20 protein-coding genes and 2 tRNA genes are annotated in these 20,755 nt (G+C 43.1%); 18 read left to right on the top strand and 4 right to left on the bottom strand.

Annotation, left to right across the window (positions count from 1 at the left end; translation table 11 throughout):
• The first annotated feature begins 336 nt into the window (after positions 1-336).
• The 16 genes from G636_RS0107345 to G636_RS20490 all read left to right on the top strand — a co-directional run bounded on the left by G636_RS0107345 (position 337) and on the right by G636_RS20490 (position 16,336).
• Positions 337-1,215, top strand: coding sequence for an adaptor protein MecA (locus G636_RS0107345; protein WP_026507509.1), 879 nt, complete (start codon positions 337-339; stop codon positions 1,213-1,215).
• Positions 1,212-2,000 carry an arginase family protein gene (locus tag G636_RS0107340; RefSeq protein ID WP_026507508.1) on the top strand — a complete coding sequence of 263 codons (789 nt, stop codon included), beginning with the start codon at positions 1,212-1,214 and terminating at the stop codon, positions 1,998-2,000. Before G636_RS0107345 ends, G636_RS0107340 begins: the two co-directional genes overlap by 4 nt.
• 105 nt (positions 2,001-2,105) lie before the next feature.
• Positions 2,106-2,188: transfer RNA gene (locus G636_RS0107335), tRNA-Leu, on the top strand.
• A gap of 35 nt (positions 2,189-2,223) precedes the next feature.
• Positions 2,224-2,307 (top strand) — tRNA-Leu (locus G636_RS0107330).
• 108 nt (positions 2,308-2,415) lie between these two features.
• On the top strand, positions 2,416-4,125 hold the full coding sequence (locus tag G636_RS0107325; protein ID WP_026507507.1) for a zinc ribbon domain-containing protein: 1,710 nt from the start codon (positions 2,416-2,418) through the stop codon (positions 4,123-4,125).
• Between the two features lie 195 nt (positions 4,126-4,320).
• On the top strand, positions 4,321-4,908 hold the full coding sequence (locus tag G636_RS19480; RefSeq protein ID WP_051226697.1) for a DUF6465 family protein: 588 nt from the start codon (positions 4,321-4,323) through the stop codon (positions 4,906-4,908).
• Between the two features lie 17 nt (positions 4,909-4,925).
• Positions 4,926-5,285, top strand: a complete 360-nt coding sequence (locus G636_RS0107315; RefSeq protein WP_026507506.1) for a hypothetical protein — start codon at positions 4,926-4,928, stop codon at positions 5,283-5,285.
• 24 nt (positions 5,286-5,309) lie between these two features.
• On the top strand, positions 5,310-6,317 hold the full coding sequence (locus tag G636_RS0107310; protein WP_026507505.1) for a deoxyguanosinetriphosphate triphosphohydrolase: 1,008 nt from the start codon (positions 5,310-5,312) through the stop codon (positions 6,315-6,317).
• A 22-nt stretch (positions 6,318-6,339) separates the two neighbouring features.
• On the top strand, positions 6,340-8,127 hold the full coding sequence (gene dnaG, locus G636_RS0107305) for a DNA primase (protein WP_026507504.1): 1,788 nt from the start codon (positions 6,340-6,342) through the stop codon (positions 8,125-8,127).
• A 469-nt stretch (positions 8,128-8,596) separates the two neighbouring features.
• Complete coding sequence (gene rpoD / locus G636_RS0107300) at positions 8,597-9,841, top strand: RNA polymerase sigma factor RpoD (protein WP_026507503.1); 1,245 nt, start codon at positions 8,597-8,599, stop codon at positions 9,839-9,841.
• A gap of 1,115 nt (positions 9,842-10,956) precedes the next feature.
• On the top strand, positions 10,957-11,751 hold the full coding sequence (locus tag G636_RS0107295; protein ID WP_026507502.1) for a hypothetical protein: 795 nt from the start codon (positions 10,957-10,959) through the stop codon (positions 11,749-11,751).
• Between the two features lie 121 nt (positions 11,752-11,872).
• Positions 11,873-13,564 carry a GspE/PulE family protein gene (locus G636_RS0107290; protein ID WP_026507501.1) on the top strand — a complete coding sequence of 564 codons (1,692 nt, stop codon included), beginning with the start codon at positions 11,873-11,875 and terminating at the stop codon, positions 13,562-13,564.
• A 90-nt stretch (positions 13,565-13,654) separates the two neighbouring features.
• The gene (locus tag G636_RS0107285; RefSeq protein WP_026507500.1) at positions 13,655-14,866 is read left to right on the top strand and encodes a type II secretion system F family protein; all 1,212 of its coding nucleotides are present in this window, start codon (positions 13,655-13,657) and stop codon (positions 14,864-14,866) included.
• A gap of 308 nt (positions 14,867-15,174) precedes the next feature.
• Positions 15,175-15,669: a type II secretion system protein gene (locus G636_RS17750; protein WP_051226695.1), complete on the top strand. Its 495-nt coding sequence runs from the start codon at positions 15,175-15,177 to the stop codon at positions 15,667-15,669.
• Between the two features lie 129 nt (positions 15,670-15,798).
• On the top strand, positions 15,799-16,101 hold the full coding sequence (locus tag G636_RS17745; RefSeq protein ID WP_035779160.1) for a hypothetical protein: 303 nt from the start codon (positions 15,799-15,801) through the stop codon (positions 16,099-16,101).
• Positions 16,102-16,195: 94 nt separating this feature from the next.
• Positions 16,196-16,336: a hypothetical protein gene (locus tag G636_RS20490; RefSeq protein WP_196803054.1), complete on the top strand. Its 141-nt coding sequence runs from the start codon at positions 16,196-16,198 to the stop codon at positions 16,334-16,336.
• A gap of 253 nt (positions 16,337-16,589) precedes the next feature.
• Here the strand turns inward: G636_RS20490 and G636_RS19475 are convergent, their stop codons facing one another.
• Positions 16,590-17,627: a hypothetical protein gene (locus G636_RS19475; RefSeq protein ID WP_051226693.1), complete on the bottom strand. Its 1,038-nt coding sequence runs from the start codon at positions 17,625-17,627 to the stop codon at positions 16,590-16,592.
• A 300-nt stretch (positions 17,628-17,927) separates the two neighbouring features.
• Between G636_RS19475 and G636_RS0107260 the strand changes: the two genes are divergently transcribed.
• Together G636_RS0107260 and G636_RS21045 are read left to right on the top strand one after the other, a co-directional pair.
• Positions 17,928-18,833 carry a DUF4261 domain-containing protein gene (locus G636_RS0107260; RefSeq protein ID WP_026507499.1) on the top strand — a complete coding sequence of 302 codons (906 nt, stop codon included), beginning with the start codon at positions 17,928-17,930 and terminating at the stop codon, positions 18,831-18,833.
• Positions 18,834-18,947: 114 nt separating this feature from the next.
• Positions 18,948-19,175, top strand: coding sequence for a BrnT family toxin (locus G636_RS21045; RefSeq protein ID WP_330363927.1), 228 nt, complete (start codon positions 18,948-18,950; stop codon positions 19,173-19,175).
• On the opposite strand, the gene G636_RS0107255 is transcribed toward G636_RS21045, so the two are convergent.
• From G636_RS0107255 to G636_RS0107245, 3 genes are all read right to left on the bottom strand, one after another.
• Positions 19,156-19,563 (bottom strand): hypothetical protein, encoded by a 408-nt coding sequence (locus tag G636_RS0107255; RefSeq protein WP_155832340.1) that lies wholly within the window; start codon positions 19,561-19,563, stop codon positions 19,156-19,158. The genes G636_RS21045 and G636_RS0107255 overlap by 20 nt on opposite strands.
• A gap of 36 nt (positions 19,564-19,599) precedes the next feature.
• Entirely contained in the window at positions 19,600-20,061 is a 462-nt protein-coding gene (locus tag G636_RS0107250) for a hypothetical protein (RefSeq protein ID WP_026507497.1), read from the bottom strand.
• A 264-nt stretch (positions 20,062-20,325) separates the two neighbouring features.
• Positions 20,326-20,583, bottom strand: a complete 258-nt coding sequence (locus G636_RS0107245; RefSeq protein ID WP_026507496.1) for a hypothetical protein — start codon at positions 20,581-20,583, stop codon at positions 20,326-20,328.
• Between the last annotated feature and the right edge of the window lie 172 nt (positions 20,584-20,755).

The raw sequence follows: 20,755 nt of genomic DNA, 5'->3' as shown, positions 1-20,755 counted from the left end.
TTTCAAAAATCGTATATTCGTTTCTGAGACTACAATAAAACGTAAATATTTTGCCCTTTGTAAAGGGGGGAGATTCCAGTGAATATAAGGGATTGGATTATTGTATGACCGGGTGGAAAAAAACACAAAAAAAGATTCATGAAAATAGCCAAATAACAGGTGCTTTTGTGGACATTGCGAAAAAACTGTGTAAATTTATTTCCTGATCTGAAATTTAATAAATCTTTTAGCACTCTCCTCTCGACAGTGCTAATTATTTGACTATAATTTATACTATAATCAGAATTAAGAGTGTCCCCTGCATTTTGCAGAGGTATCATAGAGGGGATTGGATATATGGTAATAATAAGATTAAGTGACAAGACGCTCAGCTGCAGCATAGCAGCTCAGGAGCTTCAGGAGCTGGGGCTCACTCCTCGTGATCTCCTGGAGGGAGATGACAAGGTGGCAGCATTTATGGCTCGTCTTAATCAGGAGATGGGCCAGCAACTGGATTATGATCCCGAGAATGAAGTGATGGTGATGTCCAGAAATATGCTTCCGGATGGCGGCATGAGAGTCATTGCAGTCAAGATGGATAATAATGATATACAGAGCTCTGCAGACAGGCTCAGATCTGCTGCCAGGGGTATCCTGGAATATCTCTCTGAGGAGAGGGTGGGAAGAGTTCTGGAGGCCAAGGGCAAGGAGAAGGGTGAAGCCTTAAATGAACTGATAGAGGGCATGAACAATATGATGGGCAAGATCTATCTGCAGGATGGTATTCAGAATCCCGGACTCCTTGAGGCATCTGATGACACTGCTGAGAGTGATCTAAGTAGCGGCGCTGACGGCAGTACTGCATCTGCTTCTCCTGACAAGAGCAGAGGCACCTCCTCCGGATATTATGAGCAGCCTGTTGTCACAACCAAACCTGTCACAGACTACCAGAGATATATGGGTACCTTTCCCAGTCTGGATGATGCTATCAGATTCAGCAGAGTGGTATCATCTATGCCTATAGTGGATTCATCTCTGTACAAAGAGGGCGATCAGTATTATCTCATGATGGGACTGCGTACTGCCAGTGATGCTGTTGTTTATGAGCTCAGAAGGACAGGAATAGAGTATGCGGCATCCCTCACGGTCAACTCTCCTGAGGAACTGCATCTGACCGAGACCGGTGATTGCGTCATAGCAAGAGATGCTGTCATGCATCTGGCGGATATGTCATGAGTATGATGGAGAATGACAGGACAGCTGTCTTTAATTTTAGTGGTATATACACAGGCAGGGATCATGAATATGGTCCCTGTTCTTATATTGACTGCAGTCATATCACAGGGACTGACTGCATATGTGATGATCATGCCAGGGCAGATATAGAGAAGCTGATAAGAGAGCGAGATGTAAGCCCCTATGGAGTACATATCATAGACAATGGCAATTATCATTATATGTCTGCCATTTTGGCAGCTATGATAGAGGAGCCCTTTGTCCTGATATACCTGGATCATCATCCTGACCTCAAACCCTCGGTATTTGGGGATGTGCTGTCCTGTGGAAGCTGGGTGAGAAATCTCCATATGGAGTCCCGGCATCTTAAAAAGGTCATAGGTATCGGTATAGATCCCGGACTTATGTCTGAGCTGGATGATGAAGACAGAGAGCGTATCAGCTGCATTGATGAGAGGGTATATACAAGTACCCGGGAGGATATGACCTGCGGATATCCGTATCTTGAAGAGCTGAGCCTTCTCATGGAAGATGAGGGCATAAGGGATCTTCCTGTGTATATCTCTGTTGATAAGGATGTCCTTAATGCTGATGAGATGACCTGTAACTGGGATCAGGGGCAAATGACTCTTTCTGAGCTAAAAATAACATTGGAATTCATAAAGAAAAATCGAAGAATTTTGGCAATTGATCTCTGCGGTGAAGCTTCTCTCTCTGATCCTGATTTTGAAAAAGCTCGTAAAATCAGTGCTTTGATCAATCGTGAGTTGTTAAACGCCTGCTGAAAATATACGAAAAATAGTTTATAAATTTTTGTTGACATAGGGCCCCCTCCGAGTTATTATAATACATGTCGCGAGCGCAACACAGCGATGAGATGCACAATAGATGCAGGAATGGCGGAATGGCAGACGCGCACGGTTCAGGTCCGTGTGATAGCAATATCATGAGGGTTCAAGTCCCTTTTCCTGCATTGCTTTATAGATGAGTGCATCACAATTGAAAAATGCGGAAGTGTCGGAATTGGCAGACGAGCAAGACTAAGGATCTTGTGATGGTTACATCGTGAGGGTTCAAGTCCCTTCTTCCGCATCTCTTATAGGAAGGCTCAGAAAGCTTAATGGCTTTCTGAGCTATTTCTTTGCTGTGCGCCTAACTGCGCGCGTTTAGACAGCATCTTATGTAGAAAGGTTAAAGAAAATGATTTGTACAAAATGTGGAACCGAAAATAATGAAGGCGCAAAGTTCTGCAAGAACTGCGGCTCGCCCCTTGAAGCTTCCCCTGCTAAAAAGCCTCCGGTAAAGCTTATAGCTATCCTTTGCGGACTTGCTGCAGTCGCAGCTGTTACAGCAGCTCTTGTTCTGACTCACAGGCCCACTATCAACCTGAACAAATATATCGATTTTAGCACAAGCGGCTATGATGGATACGGCAAGATATCCTATAGCGTGGACTGGGACAAGATCGAGAAGGATTATGAAGGCAAGCTTAAGTTTACTTCAAAGGCCAAGGATTATTTTTCAAAGGAGCTCCTTGGGGAGCTGGATCCCGTGGATGTGATCTGTGACAATACCTTTACAAGTCTTTCAAGCTATGACGGACTCTCCAATGGTGATGAGGTAAGCTATAGCTGGGAGATCGGTGAGAACCTTGAGGATATGATCAAGGTAAAGATCAAGGCAGATGAAGGGACCTATGCTGTAACAGGTCTTAAGAAGGTGGACAAGATCGATGCCTTTGAGGGACTGGATGTGACCTTCAGCGGTTTTGCTCCTGATGGAACAGCGTCAATTGAATACACAGGCTCCGCTGTAGCAAGCTATGAGTTCTCTCTGGATAAGACCACAGGACTTAGCAACGGCGATACAGTCACAGTATCTCTCTACAGCGATGATCCTGAGTATTATATCAACAATTATGACGGAGTACCCGCTGAGCAAAAGAAAGAGTTTACAGTAAGCGGACTGTCTGAGTATCTGGGCAGCTATGCAGATCTGTCAGATGCTACTGTGGATAAGCTCAAGGAAGATTCCGAAGATGCTGTATATGCATATGTTGCCAGTGATTACTCAGATGATTCATCACTTAGCGAAATTGAGTATGCAGGCTACATCTTCTTAAAGCGTAAAGATGATGGCTACAGCACGGATCGCAACATTCTCTACATCATATACAAGGGAACCTTGTCCCATGCAGAGGGTGACTTTGATACTACAGACGTATACTTCCCTGTGAAGTACTCCAATATCACAAGAGAAGGTGATGAGCAGAAGGTAGGTGACGAGTCAGGCATCCAGGGCTATTCCGATCTGGGATCCTGGTGGTACTCTACAAAAGGCTATACCAATCCTGTATCTGCCTATGTGGATTTTGTTGAAGCCAACAGAGATACATATACTTCTGAAGTGGGCGGCGGTTTTGAGAAGTTTGCAGATTATGAATCCGTAACATCACTTAAAGATATCACTGCCGAGCAGATGGATGCTTTCTCTGAGACAGTCAAGGGCAAGGTGGAGAGCTATATCGCCAAGGATTATTCTGATGAGTGCAAGGCTGAGAGTCTTTCTCTGGCAGGCGAGTATCTCCTGATAGCCAAGAATCAGGGAACTGACCTTAAGAATAACAACAAGCTGATCATGGTATATTCTGCAGTAGTTACACATGAGGATGATGATTTCGAGAAGACCACAGTATATTTCCCTGTTACTATCGATGGTGTTACCAAGCTTGGAAATGAATATATATCATGTGGTATGGGCGACATCCAGGGAACAGCTTACTTCACAGGTACCTGGTACTATACCAAGGGCTATATAGAAGGTGAGAAGATGTTCTCAGACCTTGTGACAGCACAGAGAAATACTTACGATTATGAGATGTCTGACGGACTTAAGACTTTTGGTGAATAATTGACCATACAGATTTCAAGGCGGGTACGATCCACTTCGGGCGTGCCCGTTTTTAATGCCTGCATGCTTTCTGTTTATGGACGAATACGATTTATTACTGCTTTTCTCTGTGTTTTTTCACGAATTATTGACATTATGTGGTATACTTAATAAGTCGCATTATGTTCTTTTTCATTTATAAGGGGAGACACCTACATGGCAGACAGAGACAGCAAAAGAGCAGCAGATAATGTGAAGAAGATAGTAGATACGGCCATTGAAGCGGTACAGGATAAGGCTGTTCCGCTGGTAGAGGCGGCCAAGGATATGAAGACCAAGGCTGAGCCCGCCATCGGCGACGTACTCAGCAAGGCAGGACCCGCTGCCAGGGATATGAGGATGAAGGCTGAGCCTATAGCCAGAGACATCCTTGATAAGACAAGGCCCGTCATAGATGAGACTATGAAGAAGGCTGATCCCTATTTGCAAAAGGCAAAGACAGTTGCAGCTCCTGCTGTTAGCGCAGTAAAGAAGAGTTCCAAAAAGGCTGCGGAGAAGGCAAAGATAGTAGGCGATGACCTTGCAGCCATGGCTGCAAAAAACGGTGAGAAGGACGAAGTTTTTATCCAGTATGGTGATCTGGAAGTCCGCACAGCTGACATGTTGGACAAGTGCAGAGAGCATTATATAGCAGAAGGCCATAAGCCCTCTGACATACATCAGATGCAGCTGTATATCAAGCCTGAAGACAAGAGGGTGTACTATGTGGTCAACCACAAGGACACAGGCAGGATAGAATTATAGGAGACATGCTTTAATTTATGGAAGTGGATGAGGAAGTTAAGCCAAGACTTATCAAGAAAGAGGTATTTTTTAATTTCAATCATTACAACTACGGCGAAGCTTTCTTTGGAAGCTATAAAGGCATGAGATACAGATTGGCCAGGAATCCCCTTAAGAACGTGATATTCATTCCCGTGGCTGACAGGGGAGAGGCTACTTTTGATGCTTCCATATGGCCGGAGCCCAGAAGCTATGCTGAGACTCCTGCTGAGGCTATAGAGACCAGGAGCTTTCCCTTTACCGAGGAAGGCTTTGAAGAAGCTATCGACTGGTTTAATGAGCAATATGTAACGAGGAAGGATTACTGGTGTGAGCGCCGGAGTATCCTGGATACGTGATTAAACTAGAGAGAGGCCCGTGCATTGAAGATTAGAGAGGCTCTTGAACAAAGGGAAACAGAGATCTTCAGCCCTTATGCCACCCTTAGCATGAACTCAAAGGGCAGGCAGAAGGAGGAAGAGCTGTGTGATATCAGACCCTGCTTCCAAAGGGACAGGGATCGAATACTGTATTCCAAATCCTTCAGGCGACTGAAGGATAAGACTCAGGTCTTCCTGACTCCTGACGGAGATCATTACAGGACCAGGATGACCCATACACTTGAAGTGGCCCAGAATGCCAGGACTATTGCCAGGGCACTGAGGCTTAATGAGGATCTGGCTGAGGCTATAGCTCTTGGTCATGATCTGGGGCATACTCCCTTCGGTCATGCCGGAGAGAGAGCTCTGAACACCGTCTGCCCCTACGGCTTTCGCCATAATGAGCAGAGCCTGAGACTGGTAGACAAGCTGGAGAAGGACTGTCAGGGCCTTAATCTGACTTTTGAAGTCAGGGACGGCATCATCAATCATGAGATGCATCTGATGCCTTCTACACTTGAAGGGCGTATAGTCAGACTGTCTGATAAGATCGCCTATATCCATCACGATATGGACGATGCTATCAGAGGTGGTATCCTGACTGCAGATGAGATCCCTGATGAGATCGCAGTGGTAGTAGGCAGGACCAATGGAGAGTGGCTGGATACCTTTATCCACGACATTGTGGAGAACAGCAGCGGCAAGGATGACATCACAATGTCAGCTCCTATCTACGAAGCTATGATGGCCCTTCGCAGATTTATGTTTGAGCATGTTTATACCAACCCTGTAGCCAAAGGGGAAGAGGGCAGGGCTGAAGATCTGGTGAAGACTTTGTATGATTATTATCTTAAGCATACAGAGCTTTTTCCTGAATATATGCAAAAACGCCTGGAAATGGGTGACGCCAAAGAGATTGTCACCTGCGATTATGTCAGCTCCATGACAGACCGCTTTGCCATTGCCAGGTATGAAGAATTATTTATCCCCAAGTCATGGAGTGTTTATTGACCTATATTTGGGAAGGATTGTAATGTACTATTCACCGGATATTATTGATGAAGTCCGAAGTAGAAATGATATAGTTGATGTGGTCGGCCAGTATGTTCATCTGGAGAAGAAGGGCAATAACTATTTTGGCCTTTGTCCCTTTCATACTGAGAAGACCGGCTCTTTTTCGGTATCACCCACCAAGCAGATATTCTACTGCTTTGGCTGCGGGGCCGGAGGCAATGTCTTTGCCTTCCTTCAGAGGTACAATTCCCAGACCTTTGGAGAAGCCTTAAAAGAACTTGCGGATAGGGGCGGCGTCAAGCTTCCCGATGAGGATGATTCTCCGGAAGCCAGGGAGAGACGTTCCAAGCGTCAGACCCTCCTTGAGATCAACAAGGAGGCAGCCAGATTTTATTTCCACAATCTCAAGGGCGAGCATGGTAAGCAGGGCCTTTCCTATTTTGCAGGCAGGAAGCTGTCCAAGGAGACCATCATCCATTTCGGACTGGGATATGCTGGCATTGGTGGTACAGAGCTGGTGCAGCACCTTAGGAGCAAGGGCTTTAAGGATGATATGATCATTGAGTCTGGACTTGCTGCCTATGATGAGAAGAGAGGTATACATGACAGTTTTTGGAACAGAGTCATGTTTCCCATATTAGATATCAACCAGAAGGTTATAGGATTCGGAGGAAGAGTCCTGGGTGATGCCAAACCCAAGTATCTTAATTCTCCCGAGAATCCCGTCTTTAACAAGAGACGCAACCTCTATGGTCTTGCATTTGCCAAGAATTCCAAGGCGGGTAACATTATCCTCTGCGAGGGCTATATGGATGTGATAGCTATGCATCAGGCCGGCTTTACTCAGGCTGTTGCATCCCTTGGTACGGCTTTTACTTCAGAGCAGGCAGCGCTCCTTAAGAGATTTACCTCTGAGGTGATACTCTCTTATGACAGTGACCAGGCAGGCACCAAGGCGGCTCTCAGGAATATGGAGATCCTGGAGGAAGCCGGGATCAGGGCCAGGATCCTGAATCTGGAGCCTTACAAGGATCCGGATGAATTCATCAAGGCCGAAGGCAGCGAAGCTTTTGGAAGGCGCATCAGAGAAGCCGAGATCCCCTTCTTTTATGAAGTCAGGATCATGATGAGAGACGGCGTCTATGATATGAATAACCCTGAGCGCAAGACTGAATTTTACAGGGAAGTAGCCAGGAAGCTCTGCAGATTTACAGAGCCCCTTGAAAGGGATAATTACACAGCAGCCATTGCTTCCAGACTGGGTATACCTGTAGCAGACCTGCGGAGCATGGTCATATCAGTTGCAGCAGCCGGTCTTCCCGAGAGGAAGAAGACTGATCCCGTCAGGGAGAAGCCTCAAAAGAACCTGGATCCTGCGGAGCTGGTATTAAAGTCCCAGAGGCTCTTACTCACATGGCTGGCTGATGAACCTCAGCTATACCAGACTATCAGACGATATATATCTGCCGATGACTTTACAGATGATCTCTACAGACAGGTGGCAGACAGGATGTTTCGGGGAATAGAAGCAGGGAGATTCTCTCCTGCCCAGGTGATGAGCCTCTTCCCGGAGCTTGAAGATCAGGAGAAGGTTGCCGCTATCTTCAACACCAATCTGGTCCATATCGAGACCAAGGGTGAAAAGGAGAAGGCCTTCCATGACATCATATATGATGTCTGCAGGGCGGCTTATGATAAAAAGACTAAAGAACTGTCTTTGAGTGATGCTAACGCGCTTAAAATAATAGTAGAAGGCAAAAAGAAGCTTCAGGAACTGGCGCACACTCGCATTTCACTTGACGACTGAGCAGTGCTGACAAAAGCAGAGATGACAAAAGTCAGAGCTGACAAATGTCAGCAGATTAGCAGTAAGGATCCAAAGCACAGGAGGAGAGATGAGTACGAAGAAGACAAAAGCTGAAGCTGAAAGTGAAAAAGAACTGACTAAGGACACTAAAACTAAAACAGAGGCAGAAGGTAAAAAAGTGGAAAAGAAGAAAACAGCAGCTACGGATAAGGCAGAAAAAAGCACTAAGGCAACAAAACCGGCAGCAAAGGCTGCAAAGGAAGTAGATAGCAAGGAAAAAGCTGCAAAGGACAAGGATAATAAAGAAACTGAAACAAAGACAGCCGCAAAGGCAGCAAAGACATCAAAGACTACAAAGTCAGAGGCAGCAAAGCCTGCTAAAGCTGACAAGGCAGCTGGCAAGAAGTCAGTAAAAGCAGCAAAGGCTGTGGAAGCAGGAGTAGATAATACTGATGATGATTCCTCAGACATGATCCTTGATGATGAGATCAGAGAAAAGTTCAATGAGAAGCTCAGGGAGCTCCTGGACCTTGCCAAGAAGAAAAAGAACGTCCTGGAATATGACGAGATCAGTGATATTCTGGCAGACCTGGGACTTAATGATGAAAAGCTGGACAAGGTCCTAGAAGTACTGGAGCAGTCCGGTATAGACGTCCTGAGGATGTCTGATGATACAGATGATATCCCTGCTGATGACGATGATATCGATCTGGATGATGAAGAAGAAGTGGATATGGAGAACATCGATCTCTCCGTACCCGATGGTGTATCTATTGAAGATCCGGTACGTATGTACCTCAAGGAGATCGGTAAGGTACCTCTTCTGACAGCTGATGAAGAGATCAATCTGGCTCAGCGCATGGAAGTTGGCATGGTAGCTGAGAAGCTCCTGGCCGCTGAGGACAGGTCCACAGTCAAGCTCAGACCTGAAGAGGCTGAGGCTGTAGAAGGCAAGTCCGATGAAGAACTGGAGAATCTGGTATTCTATGGCAATATGGCCAAGAACAAGCTGGCTGAAGCTAACCTGAGACTGGTAGTAAGTATTGCCAAGAGATATGTTGGAAGAGGCATGCTCTTCCTTGATCTGATACAGGAAGGTAACCTGGGTCTGATCAAGGCTGTAGAGAAGTTTGATTTCCGTAAGGGCTTTAAGTTCTCTACATATGCTACATGGTGGATCCGTCAGGCTATTACCAGAGCTATCGCAGACCAGGCTCGTACCATTCGTATCCCTGTACATATGGTTGAGACTATCAACAAGCTCATCCGTGTCAGCCGTCAGCTCCTTCAGGAGCTGGGCAGAGAGCCTGTTCCGGAAGAGATCGCAGCTGAGATGGGTATGCCCGTTGAGAGAGTCAGAGAGATCCTCAAGATCTCCCAGGAGCCTGTATCTCTTGAGACTCCCATTGGTGAAGAGGAAGATTCACATCTGGGCGATTTCATCCAGGATGACAACGTTCCTGTACCTGCAGATGCTGCAGCATTTACCCTTCTCAAGGAGCAGCTGGTAGAGGTGCTGGAGACTCTCACAGATCGTGAGCAGAAGGTACTCAGATTGAGATTTGGTCTGGATGATGGCAGAGCAAGGACTCTTGAGGAAGTGGGCAAAGAGTTTAATGTTACCCGTGAGCGTATCAGACAGATCGAGGCCAAGGCTCTGAGAAAGCTCCGTCATCCCAGCCGCAGCCGCAAGCTCAAGGATTATCTGGATTGATGAGACTAATAGAGCTTCGCGGAAACGTAACATTCCGGTCGTAATATGGTGTCAAAAACTACTTTTGACACTACATCCTAAAATGCAAAAAGTCAGAAGGCATGACCGCCTTCTGACTTTTTGCATTTCAGAATCATAGAATCATTAAGCCTGTGATTATTGATTAATATTTGGATGAAGATAGTTTTTGCTGGATTAATATTTGGATGAAGATAGTTTTTGCTGGATTAATAGTGATTAAAGGATTGATTTTTGTTAGCCATTTTGATAGATTAAATACGGTTCAAATGATGAGCCCATGCATTGATAATTCTTCATAGATTATTGTGTATGACAGGATTTGACTGGTTTTTTGGATTTTTTTTGGTGATTGTGGATTTCGAACCTGTATTTGATTCAGATTACAGGCTCACATGTCATTCTGATATGTGGATTTTCCAATTTATGCCTAAATTATATAGATAATAGTTTTTTAGGTATATGTTATTAGATGAAGCTTCAGAAACACGCATTTACTGCGTGTTTCGTGAGAACATGAATCTGGCAAATAGGCCCAGCGGCCCTAGCCGCTCTCAAATGGCCTATTTGCATACATTCTTGGATGTTTTATCCAAGAATGTATGGTTATTGATTGGTGTAGGAACGCTTTTTTGCGATATATAAAATAATCAAGATAACCCACCACCTTTAGGTGGTGGGAATATCTTGATTACGGGTGCGGGGCTATAAGCCCCGTACCCGTAGAACTGCGTCAGCAGTGATTTTATAACGAGCAAAAAGCGAAGCGTTTGCGAGTTTAACACCTAAATTGAAGAATTTGAAGCTTCTTAGGTATAAAATATCCTGCTGCACAGAGCTCTACAAGTGCAGAGTATACCTAAGATGATCCAAATGAAGCTTCTTAGGTATAAAAACTCTTAATGCATAGAACTCAACAAGAGCAGAGTATACCTAAGATGATCAGAATGAAGCTTCTTAGGTATAGAATCTCTTGATGCACAGAACTCAACAAGAGCAGAGTATGCCTAAGGCGCTCCAAAAGAGGATTCTTAGGTATAAAGGAATGAAAAAAGTCATCGTGAACAAAAAATAATATAAGTAAAGAGAGTAATTGTATGAATGAGTTAACAGTAATAATGAAAAAACGTATCGCTGTATTGAAGCGAGCAATAAGTATAGCTGAAAGGGAAGAAGACTCGTTTCCGGAAGGAAGATTGCGCGTTAGCAAAACAACTAACCAGACTCGTTATTATAGAATGATGGATACAGGTGATGAGACTGGTGAGTATCTAAATACAAAGCAAAAGGAGCTTATCAGACTTCTTTCTCAAAAAGACTATAATAAGCGGTTTCTGAAATGTGCAAGGTTAGAACTATATAAATTGCAGTCATTTCTGACACTATATCAAAAGGTACAAGCAGACAGAATATATGATGATTTAAGAATGGAGAGAAAAAAGCTTGTTGAACCCTATATTTTGACAGACGAGCTGGTTGCTGCAAAATGGATGTCTAAAAGCTTCAAATCAAATCCATACAAATCAGAAAACAGAATATTTGATACCAAAAGAGGAGAGAAGGTAAGATCAAAATCAGAATCTATTATTGCTGACATTCTTTTTGAGTTAGGAATACCGTATAAGTACGAGTGTCCGTTAAAGATGAAGAATGGACAAATAAAGTATCCGGATTTTACTTTACTTAATATTAAAACGAAGGAAGTGATATTTTTTGAACATTTTGGATGCATGGATGATGAAGAATATAGAGCTAATACTATGAATAAAATGGATACTTACAGGAAAAATGGAATATATCCCGGCAAAAATTTGATATTTACATATGAAACTGAGAATAATCCTTTGGATATCAAAGGTGTGAGACTGATGTTGGAGGACTTGTTTGCGTAGATAAATGGAAAATCTCTATGTTCACTCATCAGATAATTCTTCCGATATATAATAAGAGTTCTTGTTTATATGCTATCGATATATATTGTGATCGGCCAAAAGTGACGCACGGAGGACTGTTATGGCTTTCCAGCGAAAGCGTATAAGACTGGGCGAATGCCTGATAAATGAACATTATCTCACACAGGAGAAGCTGGAAGAGGCTCTGGCTCAGCAGAAGGGCTCGGGCAAGAGACTGGGAGAGCTCCTGGTAGAGAACGGATATGTAACAGGTGAACAGCTGGCTTCGGCTCTGTCCCGTCAGCTGGGCCTGGCTATGATCAATCTGCAGAATATAGATATCCCTGAGGATATCCTGAATCTGGTACCCCCTCAGATACTGCGAAAACACAAGGTCCTGCCCTTTGAATACAAGGCGGGAGCACCAAATACTCTCCATGTAGCTATGTTTGATCCCATGGATACCACAGCCATGGATGATATCAGCATAGTGACCAATCTGTCCATAGAGCCTGTGCTGGCTACCAGCCAGTCCATTATGCTGGCCCTGGACAAATACTATGGCAACTCTGATATCAAGCATGCTGCAGAGGAATATGCCAGGGAAAAGACTGCTCAGACAGAGCAAAATGAAGCCGAGGCAGCAGATGTAGCCAGTTCCCCCATTGTACAGCTGGTTACTACTATGATAGAATCCGCGGTGCGTCAGAGGGCATCCGATATCCATATCGAGCCTCTGGCCAGGAGCCTGCGCATCAGGTTCAGGATAGACGGCGCACTCTATGAGAGAGCAGTATATAATGCATCACTCCTGGCTGCCATAGTTACCCGTATCAAGATCGTCAGCGGCATGGATATATCTGAGAAGAGAAAGCCCCAGGATGGCCGTATGACTCAGATAGTAGACCGTCTGGAATATGATATCCGTGTATCTGCCCTTCCTACTGTATACGGTGAGAAGATAGTTATGAGACTGGCATCCAAGTCAGCTTTGAACAGGAGTAAGGACCAGCTGGGCCTTAGACCTGATGAGATGCAGGTCTTTGACCGTATCATATCCAATCCCCATGGGATCCTCCTGGTAACAGGTCCTACAGGTTCCGGTAAGTCTACGACCCTCTATACAGCTCTGTCAGAGCTGAACAGAGAAGAGGTTAATATTATCACCGTAGAGGATCCTGTGGAAGCCAATATAAATGGTATCAATCAGGTACAGGTCAATAATAAGGCGGATCTGACCTTTGCATCAGCTCTCAGGTCCATATTGAGACAGGACCCTGATATCATCATGATCGGTGAGATCCGTGATGAGGAGACTGCCGGTATCGCAGTACAGGCTTCCATCACAGGCCATTTGGTGGTATCTACCCTTCATACAAATTCTGCGGCCAGTACCGTTACCAGACTGGAAGATATGGGCCTGCAGCCCTATCTCATAGCCGATTCCCTGATCGGTATCATAGCCCAGAGACTGATCAGGCGCTTATGTCCTGAGTGCAAGCAGCAGTATGATGCCTCCGATGAGGAAAAGGAGGTCCTGGGCCAGCCCCTTGACAGACCTTTAAAGCTATTTAGAAGAAGAGGCTGCCCTAAGTGCGGCAATACAGGCTTTGCAGGACGAACAGGTGTATACGAGATCATGGAAATATCCCATGAACTCAAGCTCATCATAGAAAAGGGCGGTACTGCCGATGAGATCAAGTCACAGGCCCTTAAGGACGGCATGAACACCCTGCGCATGAGCGCCACCAGATATGTGCTTGAGGGTGTATCTACAGTAGAAGAGATGAAGAAAGTGTCATTTGACGTATAAACGACATAGAAGTGCATCCATGCACTTCTGAGCATGTCGGGTTACATCCATGTAATGCATCTCAATAATCGATTTAGGAAGGAATAACTTATGCCATCATACGGTTATCAGGCTTTTGATTCCAGTGGTAAACATGTAAAAGGCAGTATAGATTCAGAGACCAAGGATCTGGCCATCTCCGAGCTAAAGGGCAAAGGACTGACCATAGTAAAGGTTGAAGAGCAGAACCTCCTGACCAAGGATATCAATATCAGCTTTGGAGGTATCAAGGATAAGGAGCTGGCTATCTTCTGCCGTCAGTTCGTATCCATATCCAAGGCAGGTGTGCCCATTATCCAGAATATGAAGCTCCTGGCGGAGCAGACTGAGAACAAGATCCTGGCTGATGCTATCAAGAGGGTCTCTTTGGATATTGAAAAGGGTGAATCCCTGACCAGTGCCATGCAGAAATTCCCCAAGGTCTTCCCCAGCCTTCTTATCACCACAGTAGGTTCAGGTGAAGCCTCCGGTAACCTGGACCTGGCCTTTGAGCGTATGGCTGTGCAGTTTGAAAAATCAGCCAAGGTCAAGGATATGGTAAAGAAAGCCCTGATCTACCCTATAGTGGTACTCATAGTGGCCATTGTGGTAGTGGTAGTCATGCTGGTATTCGTCATACCTTCCTATACCGATATGTTTGCTCAGCTGGGCACGGAGCTGCCCGGTATTACCAAGCTGGTAATAGCCATGAGCGACTTCATTATGAAGAAATACTATATCATCCTGGCAGTGCTAGTAGGCGGCTTCCTGCTATTTCGCTGGTTCTCGGGGACTCCTGTGGGACAGCTGACCCTGGGCAGGTTGGCACTCAAACTGCCTGTATTTGGCGAACTGATCCAGAAGAAAGCCTGTTCCAACATGGCTCGTACCATGTCCACCCTTTTTGCCTCCGGTGTGACCATAGTGGAAGCTCTGGAGATCACTTCCAGGACCATGGACAATATCCTCTACAAAAATGCCATGCTGGAGACCAGGGACGCAGTAGTGGCAGGCCAGCCTATGAGCTCTGCCCTGGAGAATACCGGCAGATTTCCTCCTATGATGTATCACATGATCAGGATTGGTGAGGAGTCCGGTTCTACAGATGAGATGCTGGAGAAGCTGGCTGACTATTATGACGAAGAGGTAGAAGCTGCTACAGCTCAGATGATGGCTGCCATGGAGCCTATGATCATCATCGTACTGGCAGGGGTTGTAGGCTTCCTCATCGCCGCAGTTATGAGTCCCATGCTGTCCATGTACCAGGCACTGGATAACCTTTGATCTATAGCTGGACATTATCTGTCTTTTTGCCATATTAAAGAAGATAGAATTGAAATTTCAGTGAAGGATAGTTCTACTAAGCCTTATATATAGTGAATTCAACATATACGAAATAACAAATAAAAATATTTGCAAAAAGGTGTTGAAACTATCATAATAATCTGCTATACTGCAAAATGCAGTCGGAAATATGATAAAAACACCGAGGCAAAAATAAAGATACTTATCAAAAGACGGTCTGATACCGATAAAGGTATTAGCTGTAACCAAAAACTTTTTAATAACGACAAATAAGGAGATGGAACGTTATGAGAAAAATGATGCAGGAAATCTGGAAGATGCAGCAGAAGAGAAAGGAAGAGGGTAAGGATAACAGAGGCTTCTCTCTTGTTGAGCTGATCATCGTTATCGCTATTATGGCAGTACTGGTAGCTGTACTTGCTCCCCAGTTCCTTCAGTACGTAGAGAGATCCAGAAATTCAACCGATTCACAGAATGCAACAGCTATTGTAAACGTTGTCCAGGCTTATGCTGCTGATCAGGGAAGCATTAGTACTATTTCAGGTGAGTCCATTACTGTTGGTGCTGATGGTTATGATCCTGGTGATGCTGGCGTGAAAGATGCTCTTGAGAAAGCTGGATATACAACTACAAGTATCAAATGTCAGAGCCGTTCCAACTGGACAGAATATAAAATTACATTTACTGACAATGGAAGTGGCGGAATTAACGTAACATATGGTGATGAGACAGATGGTGGAAAGAAGTTTGCTGCTTACATGGCAACCGGAACTGTTGATTGATCTAATAGTGACTGATTCATTCATAATCGACCACGGATAAATAAAAAAGAGATATGCAAAATTGCTCCGCTTCGGCGGGGCTTTTTTGCACCCTATATTTTGATTCAGGGAAAAGTGGAGGTGCCGCTTATGCATGGACCATTTGATGATGATTATCTTGGAGATACATACTTTGAGGATCGTCATGGTATTTACGACATAGAAGTGCATCCCTGCACTTCTGAGCATGTCGAAATACATCCCTGTATTTCCTATGGAAAATATGATGACGATGATGATAATGATGAGCTTTCGGCAGCAGGCTTGAAGAGCTATATTCTGGATAGCATGGCTGCAGATGAACGCAGAGAGGCTCTTGAAGATGCAGGCCTGGACCCGGATGATTACTCAGACCGCTTCGACCTGGATGATTTCAGCGATGGCATTTATTAAGAATGTGAAATTCTTTTCTTCTGCTTCTTAAACTGTTAATAATCTTTCCCGCAGCATCAGCTATTGCTGCGGGGATTTGTTCTGTGATCAGCTTATGTACGAAAAGATCATAGAGGGTATGACATGTCATACAGTTGAAGAAATCGAACAGGCCTTGAAAGCAGCAGGATTCTCAAAGGTCAAGACAGATCACCATAAGACTAAGCCTTGGATTACCGTGATTGCCAAAAAATAGAGGCTTTCACTGTTGTTTTTCAATGATGCCGTTTCTTTCGATTCTATTGAAGTTGTATTGAAGTAATAATTGAAGTGTTGTTGAAGGGGGCTATTGAGATCTCAAATAATCCCGTGGTAAATGAATACCTTATTGTTAGCGGTGAGGGCAGAAAAAATAGTATAAAAACAATCAAAACAATATAGGACTTGGGGAAGGTAAATAAAAAGCTTCCCTAATGCAATCGGGCAGGTATCGCTACCTGCCCGAATAATTATATAAGATTCTCTGATTGAAGTATCTCTTTGATCTTGTCTACGGATATGTCATACTTTTTTGCAATTGCTTCAATAGACATACCATCCTCGTATCTGGCGATGATCTTTCCTTCCTTGCGACCTTTAATGAGTCCTTTCTCAATACCTTCTTCAACCCCTTCTTTAAACCCTTCTTCCTTGCCTTGATCATATATGCGAAATTCCGGAAGATCCAATATCTTTCCACCCATGATATCACCAACCTTCTCCTGAACGTTTTTTTGCTTTGAAGTAAGCTTGTATGCTACACTTGCTGTCAATTTAATGATAGCACTGTAAGAAGCGGCAGACAAGTTGCCTTTCTCCAATTCTCCGTCCAATCTGTCAAAGATGCTGTGATACTCTTTGGATAAGATTTCCAGCTTTTCTGGCATCTCGTTTATCTCCGATAGACTGTTTTCGTAGTTGAAGATATAGTAGGGGATGAGCATATAGAGCTGCCTGTTAAAGATATCATCAATGGTATAGTCAGATACCTTTAGTAAAGGTACATCGTATGAAGCCTCTGTATTGTTGGGCAGTAAGAGCTCTATCACAACTTTATCAGGGACAGTTTTTGAAGCTCGTAGAAGCAGGATACCTGTGTTGGGGAAAGATAACTTAAGCCTGGAAGGCTCTGTTTCACTGAAATCTTTGGCTATCTGACTGCCATATTCAAAGATACGTATCAGAATAGACCCGTCATATCTCTTGCTTTCGCATTCCAGGTGATAGAGCCTGGTTACGTCCCTGTCTATGATCTCAAAGCTAGAATCAGTGACTCTTTTCTCGTTTGCGCCATTTTCGTGTTCTACGAAATGCTCGTTCCTGAGCCTTCTTACTGTTGCACCCTTGCTATAATGCTCGCCGAACATGTGACTGACAAAAGGGATAAGGATGTCATCACATCTGCCTTCCATGGTCCTGAAGGCATCATCATAGGCCGTTTCAGAATATAGTGGGCTCTTTGGGCTACTGTTTTTGGTTGGGGGTACATTTGAAAATCTCGCTTCCATGCTGATTTTCCTCCTTGGAATAATGTATTATATTTACTTCGCATGAACATGCAGTATGAGCCCTTGGTTATAAAAAGGGCGCAATAGTGTAACTACGAATAACTCACAATGTTAATCTATCAGTAAATCATGAGAACTGTGGATGAACTTCCACTTGCATGATACATGCGAAAGACTACCGAGATAAAATAACATGAAATAATATGCATGTAAAGTGGTATTATAGAAATTGTTCGTGAATTGGTAACTGCTGACAATAGCAGTAACAAGCTCATAATATCCAAATTTAAGGTGGGAAAAATGATTTTATTCAAAAAGAAAAAAGAAAAAGTATTACAGCAGGATCTTGGCATTAATGACAATGGCGGTCACGTCTTTATTATACAACTCCTGATGGAGGAGGCATGTGAGATGCCGGACAAAGATACTATGTCTAGAGTGATGGCAGAACACTTAGGGGATACAGAGTGTTTTTCTTATAGTAATGAAATGGCAGGTTTTTCTCCAAAGAAATATAAGAGTCACATAGACAAAAACGATGTTGATTTGCCAGCACAACTTGTTGTGCTGAAATCATCAGAAATTGATAGACCATTAATGGATGATATATCACTTTCACAATTATGGAATTGCCCCGATGCAGATGAAATCCTGGATAAGTGTAAATATCATGTTGTAGCAACAGATATGCTTTCAGCATTACTTGATTATAAAGATAGATCAAAAATGCTTGTGGCTTTTGTTGAAGCACTTGCAGAGCTTTATCCATCATGTAAAGCTTTTGTTTTTGGTAATTCCAATAAGATGATAACTCGTGATGAGATAATAAACTGTGATATGCCTGAAGAAATAAGGTTTATTTACTATGCAGTGAATGTAAGATTTTTTAATGTTGAGGGTACTTCTGATATGCTTGTAGATACACTGGGAATGAGCACTATCTGTATGCCGGATTTACAGTACCATTTTCATGATATGGATCCTAATGAAGTCGTTAACCATGCTTATAACATGGTATCGTATATGTACGATAGTGATAATCCTATAAAACCCGGTGATCTTATTGATGGCGTTAAGGATGGAGAGATGAGTACCGAGGTGCAGTGGGAGGTACAGTATGAGAGTGCGCTGATTCAACCATCCCGCGAAGTTATTGATATTAATATGGGCGAATATGCCTCAGGGGTAAGAAAACAAACAAAGTGACAGGATCTGGTATTATGATCCTTTGAGAGATTTTCAGAATAACACAATCGGGCAGGTGTCACTACCTGCCCGGATAATTATATATCCTACAGTAAATTTACGCCGTCCGTGGAAATGGTTGATAAGTATGGCTGTGATATGTATAAAATATGTATGGATACAATACGATTTGAGTGGGATGAAAACAAAAACATAATTAATCAGGAAAAACATGGAGTTTCTTTTGAAGAAGCCAAGACGGTGTTTTATGATGAATTTTTTATGGCATTTTTATTCAGTTATCAAGGTTCAAATGTCAATTCCCAAGTGGGAAGTTTGAGTTCTATAATGAAACAACTTTAATATGCTTTCTAAGCTCCTTGCATATACCTTCAGGATCCTCATACGAATAAAGCGCATACTTAAGTTCTCTACCATCATACATATAGAAACTTATGATTCTGCCATTTACAACGTAGCACTCTTTAACATCAGCAAACTTGATCCTGCTACTGAAAACCAGCACCTTCTGGGTCATCTCGGAATAGGTTATCTCTATCGTCATTCGTAAAGAAGAAAATATAATGATAAAACTGATTCCAAAAAGCGCTATGATTAGCCCTGCTGCTGCAATATTGTCCGGATAACACAGTGTTATTATATAAACACCTAATGCGGCCATCAAAGCACAAAGCACACATGTTATTATAAAAAAACCTCTCTGCCGTACTTTAAAAATCTTTCTATCCATCTAAAACATCTCTGTTATTTCAAAAATAGTATTACATTAAGCCTCTTTTTTATTGAAATCTGATCGCAAATGACTCAAAAGCCTCTCAAAGTTTGTATTTTCATTTATTGCAAACTCTACCCTGGTTTTATTATCAAAATAAATAACTATATTTTCACTGGTAAGACCTGTACGTATATACTGAGTATAACATTCCCATTTGATAAGCTGGTCCCGAGTAAACACATCTTCTTTTCTGAACAGATGCTTAATCCTGAATCCACTACGTTCAACTATCATATACATGTGTGCATGATCAATGAGTTCATATGCCAAATACAACATAAGTATCATGCATCCAATGTATACAGCATTTGCAACAATTTTCATTGCAAGCGTATCGAAGTATGCATTCAGGTCTCTAAAGAAAAACACCATGATAGCCATAATAGCTATACATGCAGTTACTTCTATGTAATTTACAATTCTGGTAAGCTTATTTGTCTCAACTTTGAACATTAATATTCCCATTCAGTTGAACGTATGATTCTCATGTCGCAATTATAACATTATATGGCAGTTTCTGCCGACTGTTTATTCCTGATAGTCTACTTCTTCTGAAAGAAGATATATGCCGTCATACTGCTTTTCGGTTAACTTTAACACTTTCACTGTCCCGGTCTTAATATTGCATCTCGATAGCTGTTATATGTCTGTTCTATGATAAAGAGTCAGGATTGATGGTCCTTTGTATAACAAGCTGATATCTTGCTGGACCTTTCATTAAAAATTGTGTTTTTGGGAGCGAGTTACTTTTTGAACTATCATACCCATAAGCTTACCTACAATAGCTACTGCCAGTATCACTGCGCCGTCCTTCATCAGCTCTTCACCTATGCCTATGTTGATGGCATATCGGATCTGTAATTCAGTTGTGGGATCCTGATATGGTATGCCGGCTTTTATCATCCAGTAGTAGATCCCGATCATCAGAATCACCAGTCCTGCAATAATGAAGCCGTCTAAGATTTTTTTGACCATTGTATTACTTTGCTCACTTTTCATTAAAATTTTTATGTTTTCCGTACCCACATTATTATATACAATAGTATCAAGGTTTGCTGCAAGTAAATTAAGGTAAGAACTATTAACTGCATTTCTGCACATAACGCGAGTATGCTATAACCACAATCATACCATGGACCTAGGAGGA

Origin of the sequence: Butyrivibrio sp. MC2013 (assembly GCF_000424585.1) — a bacterium.
GTDB lineage: Bacteria > Bacillota > Clostridia > Lachnospirales > Lachnospiraceae > Butyrivibrio.
The sequence above is the reverse complement of the archived record's forward strand: the minus strand, read 5'-3'. Positions and strand labels throughout refer to the sequence as shown.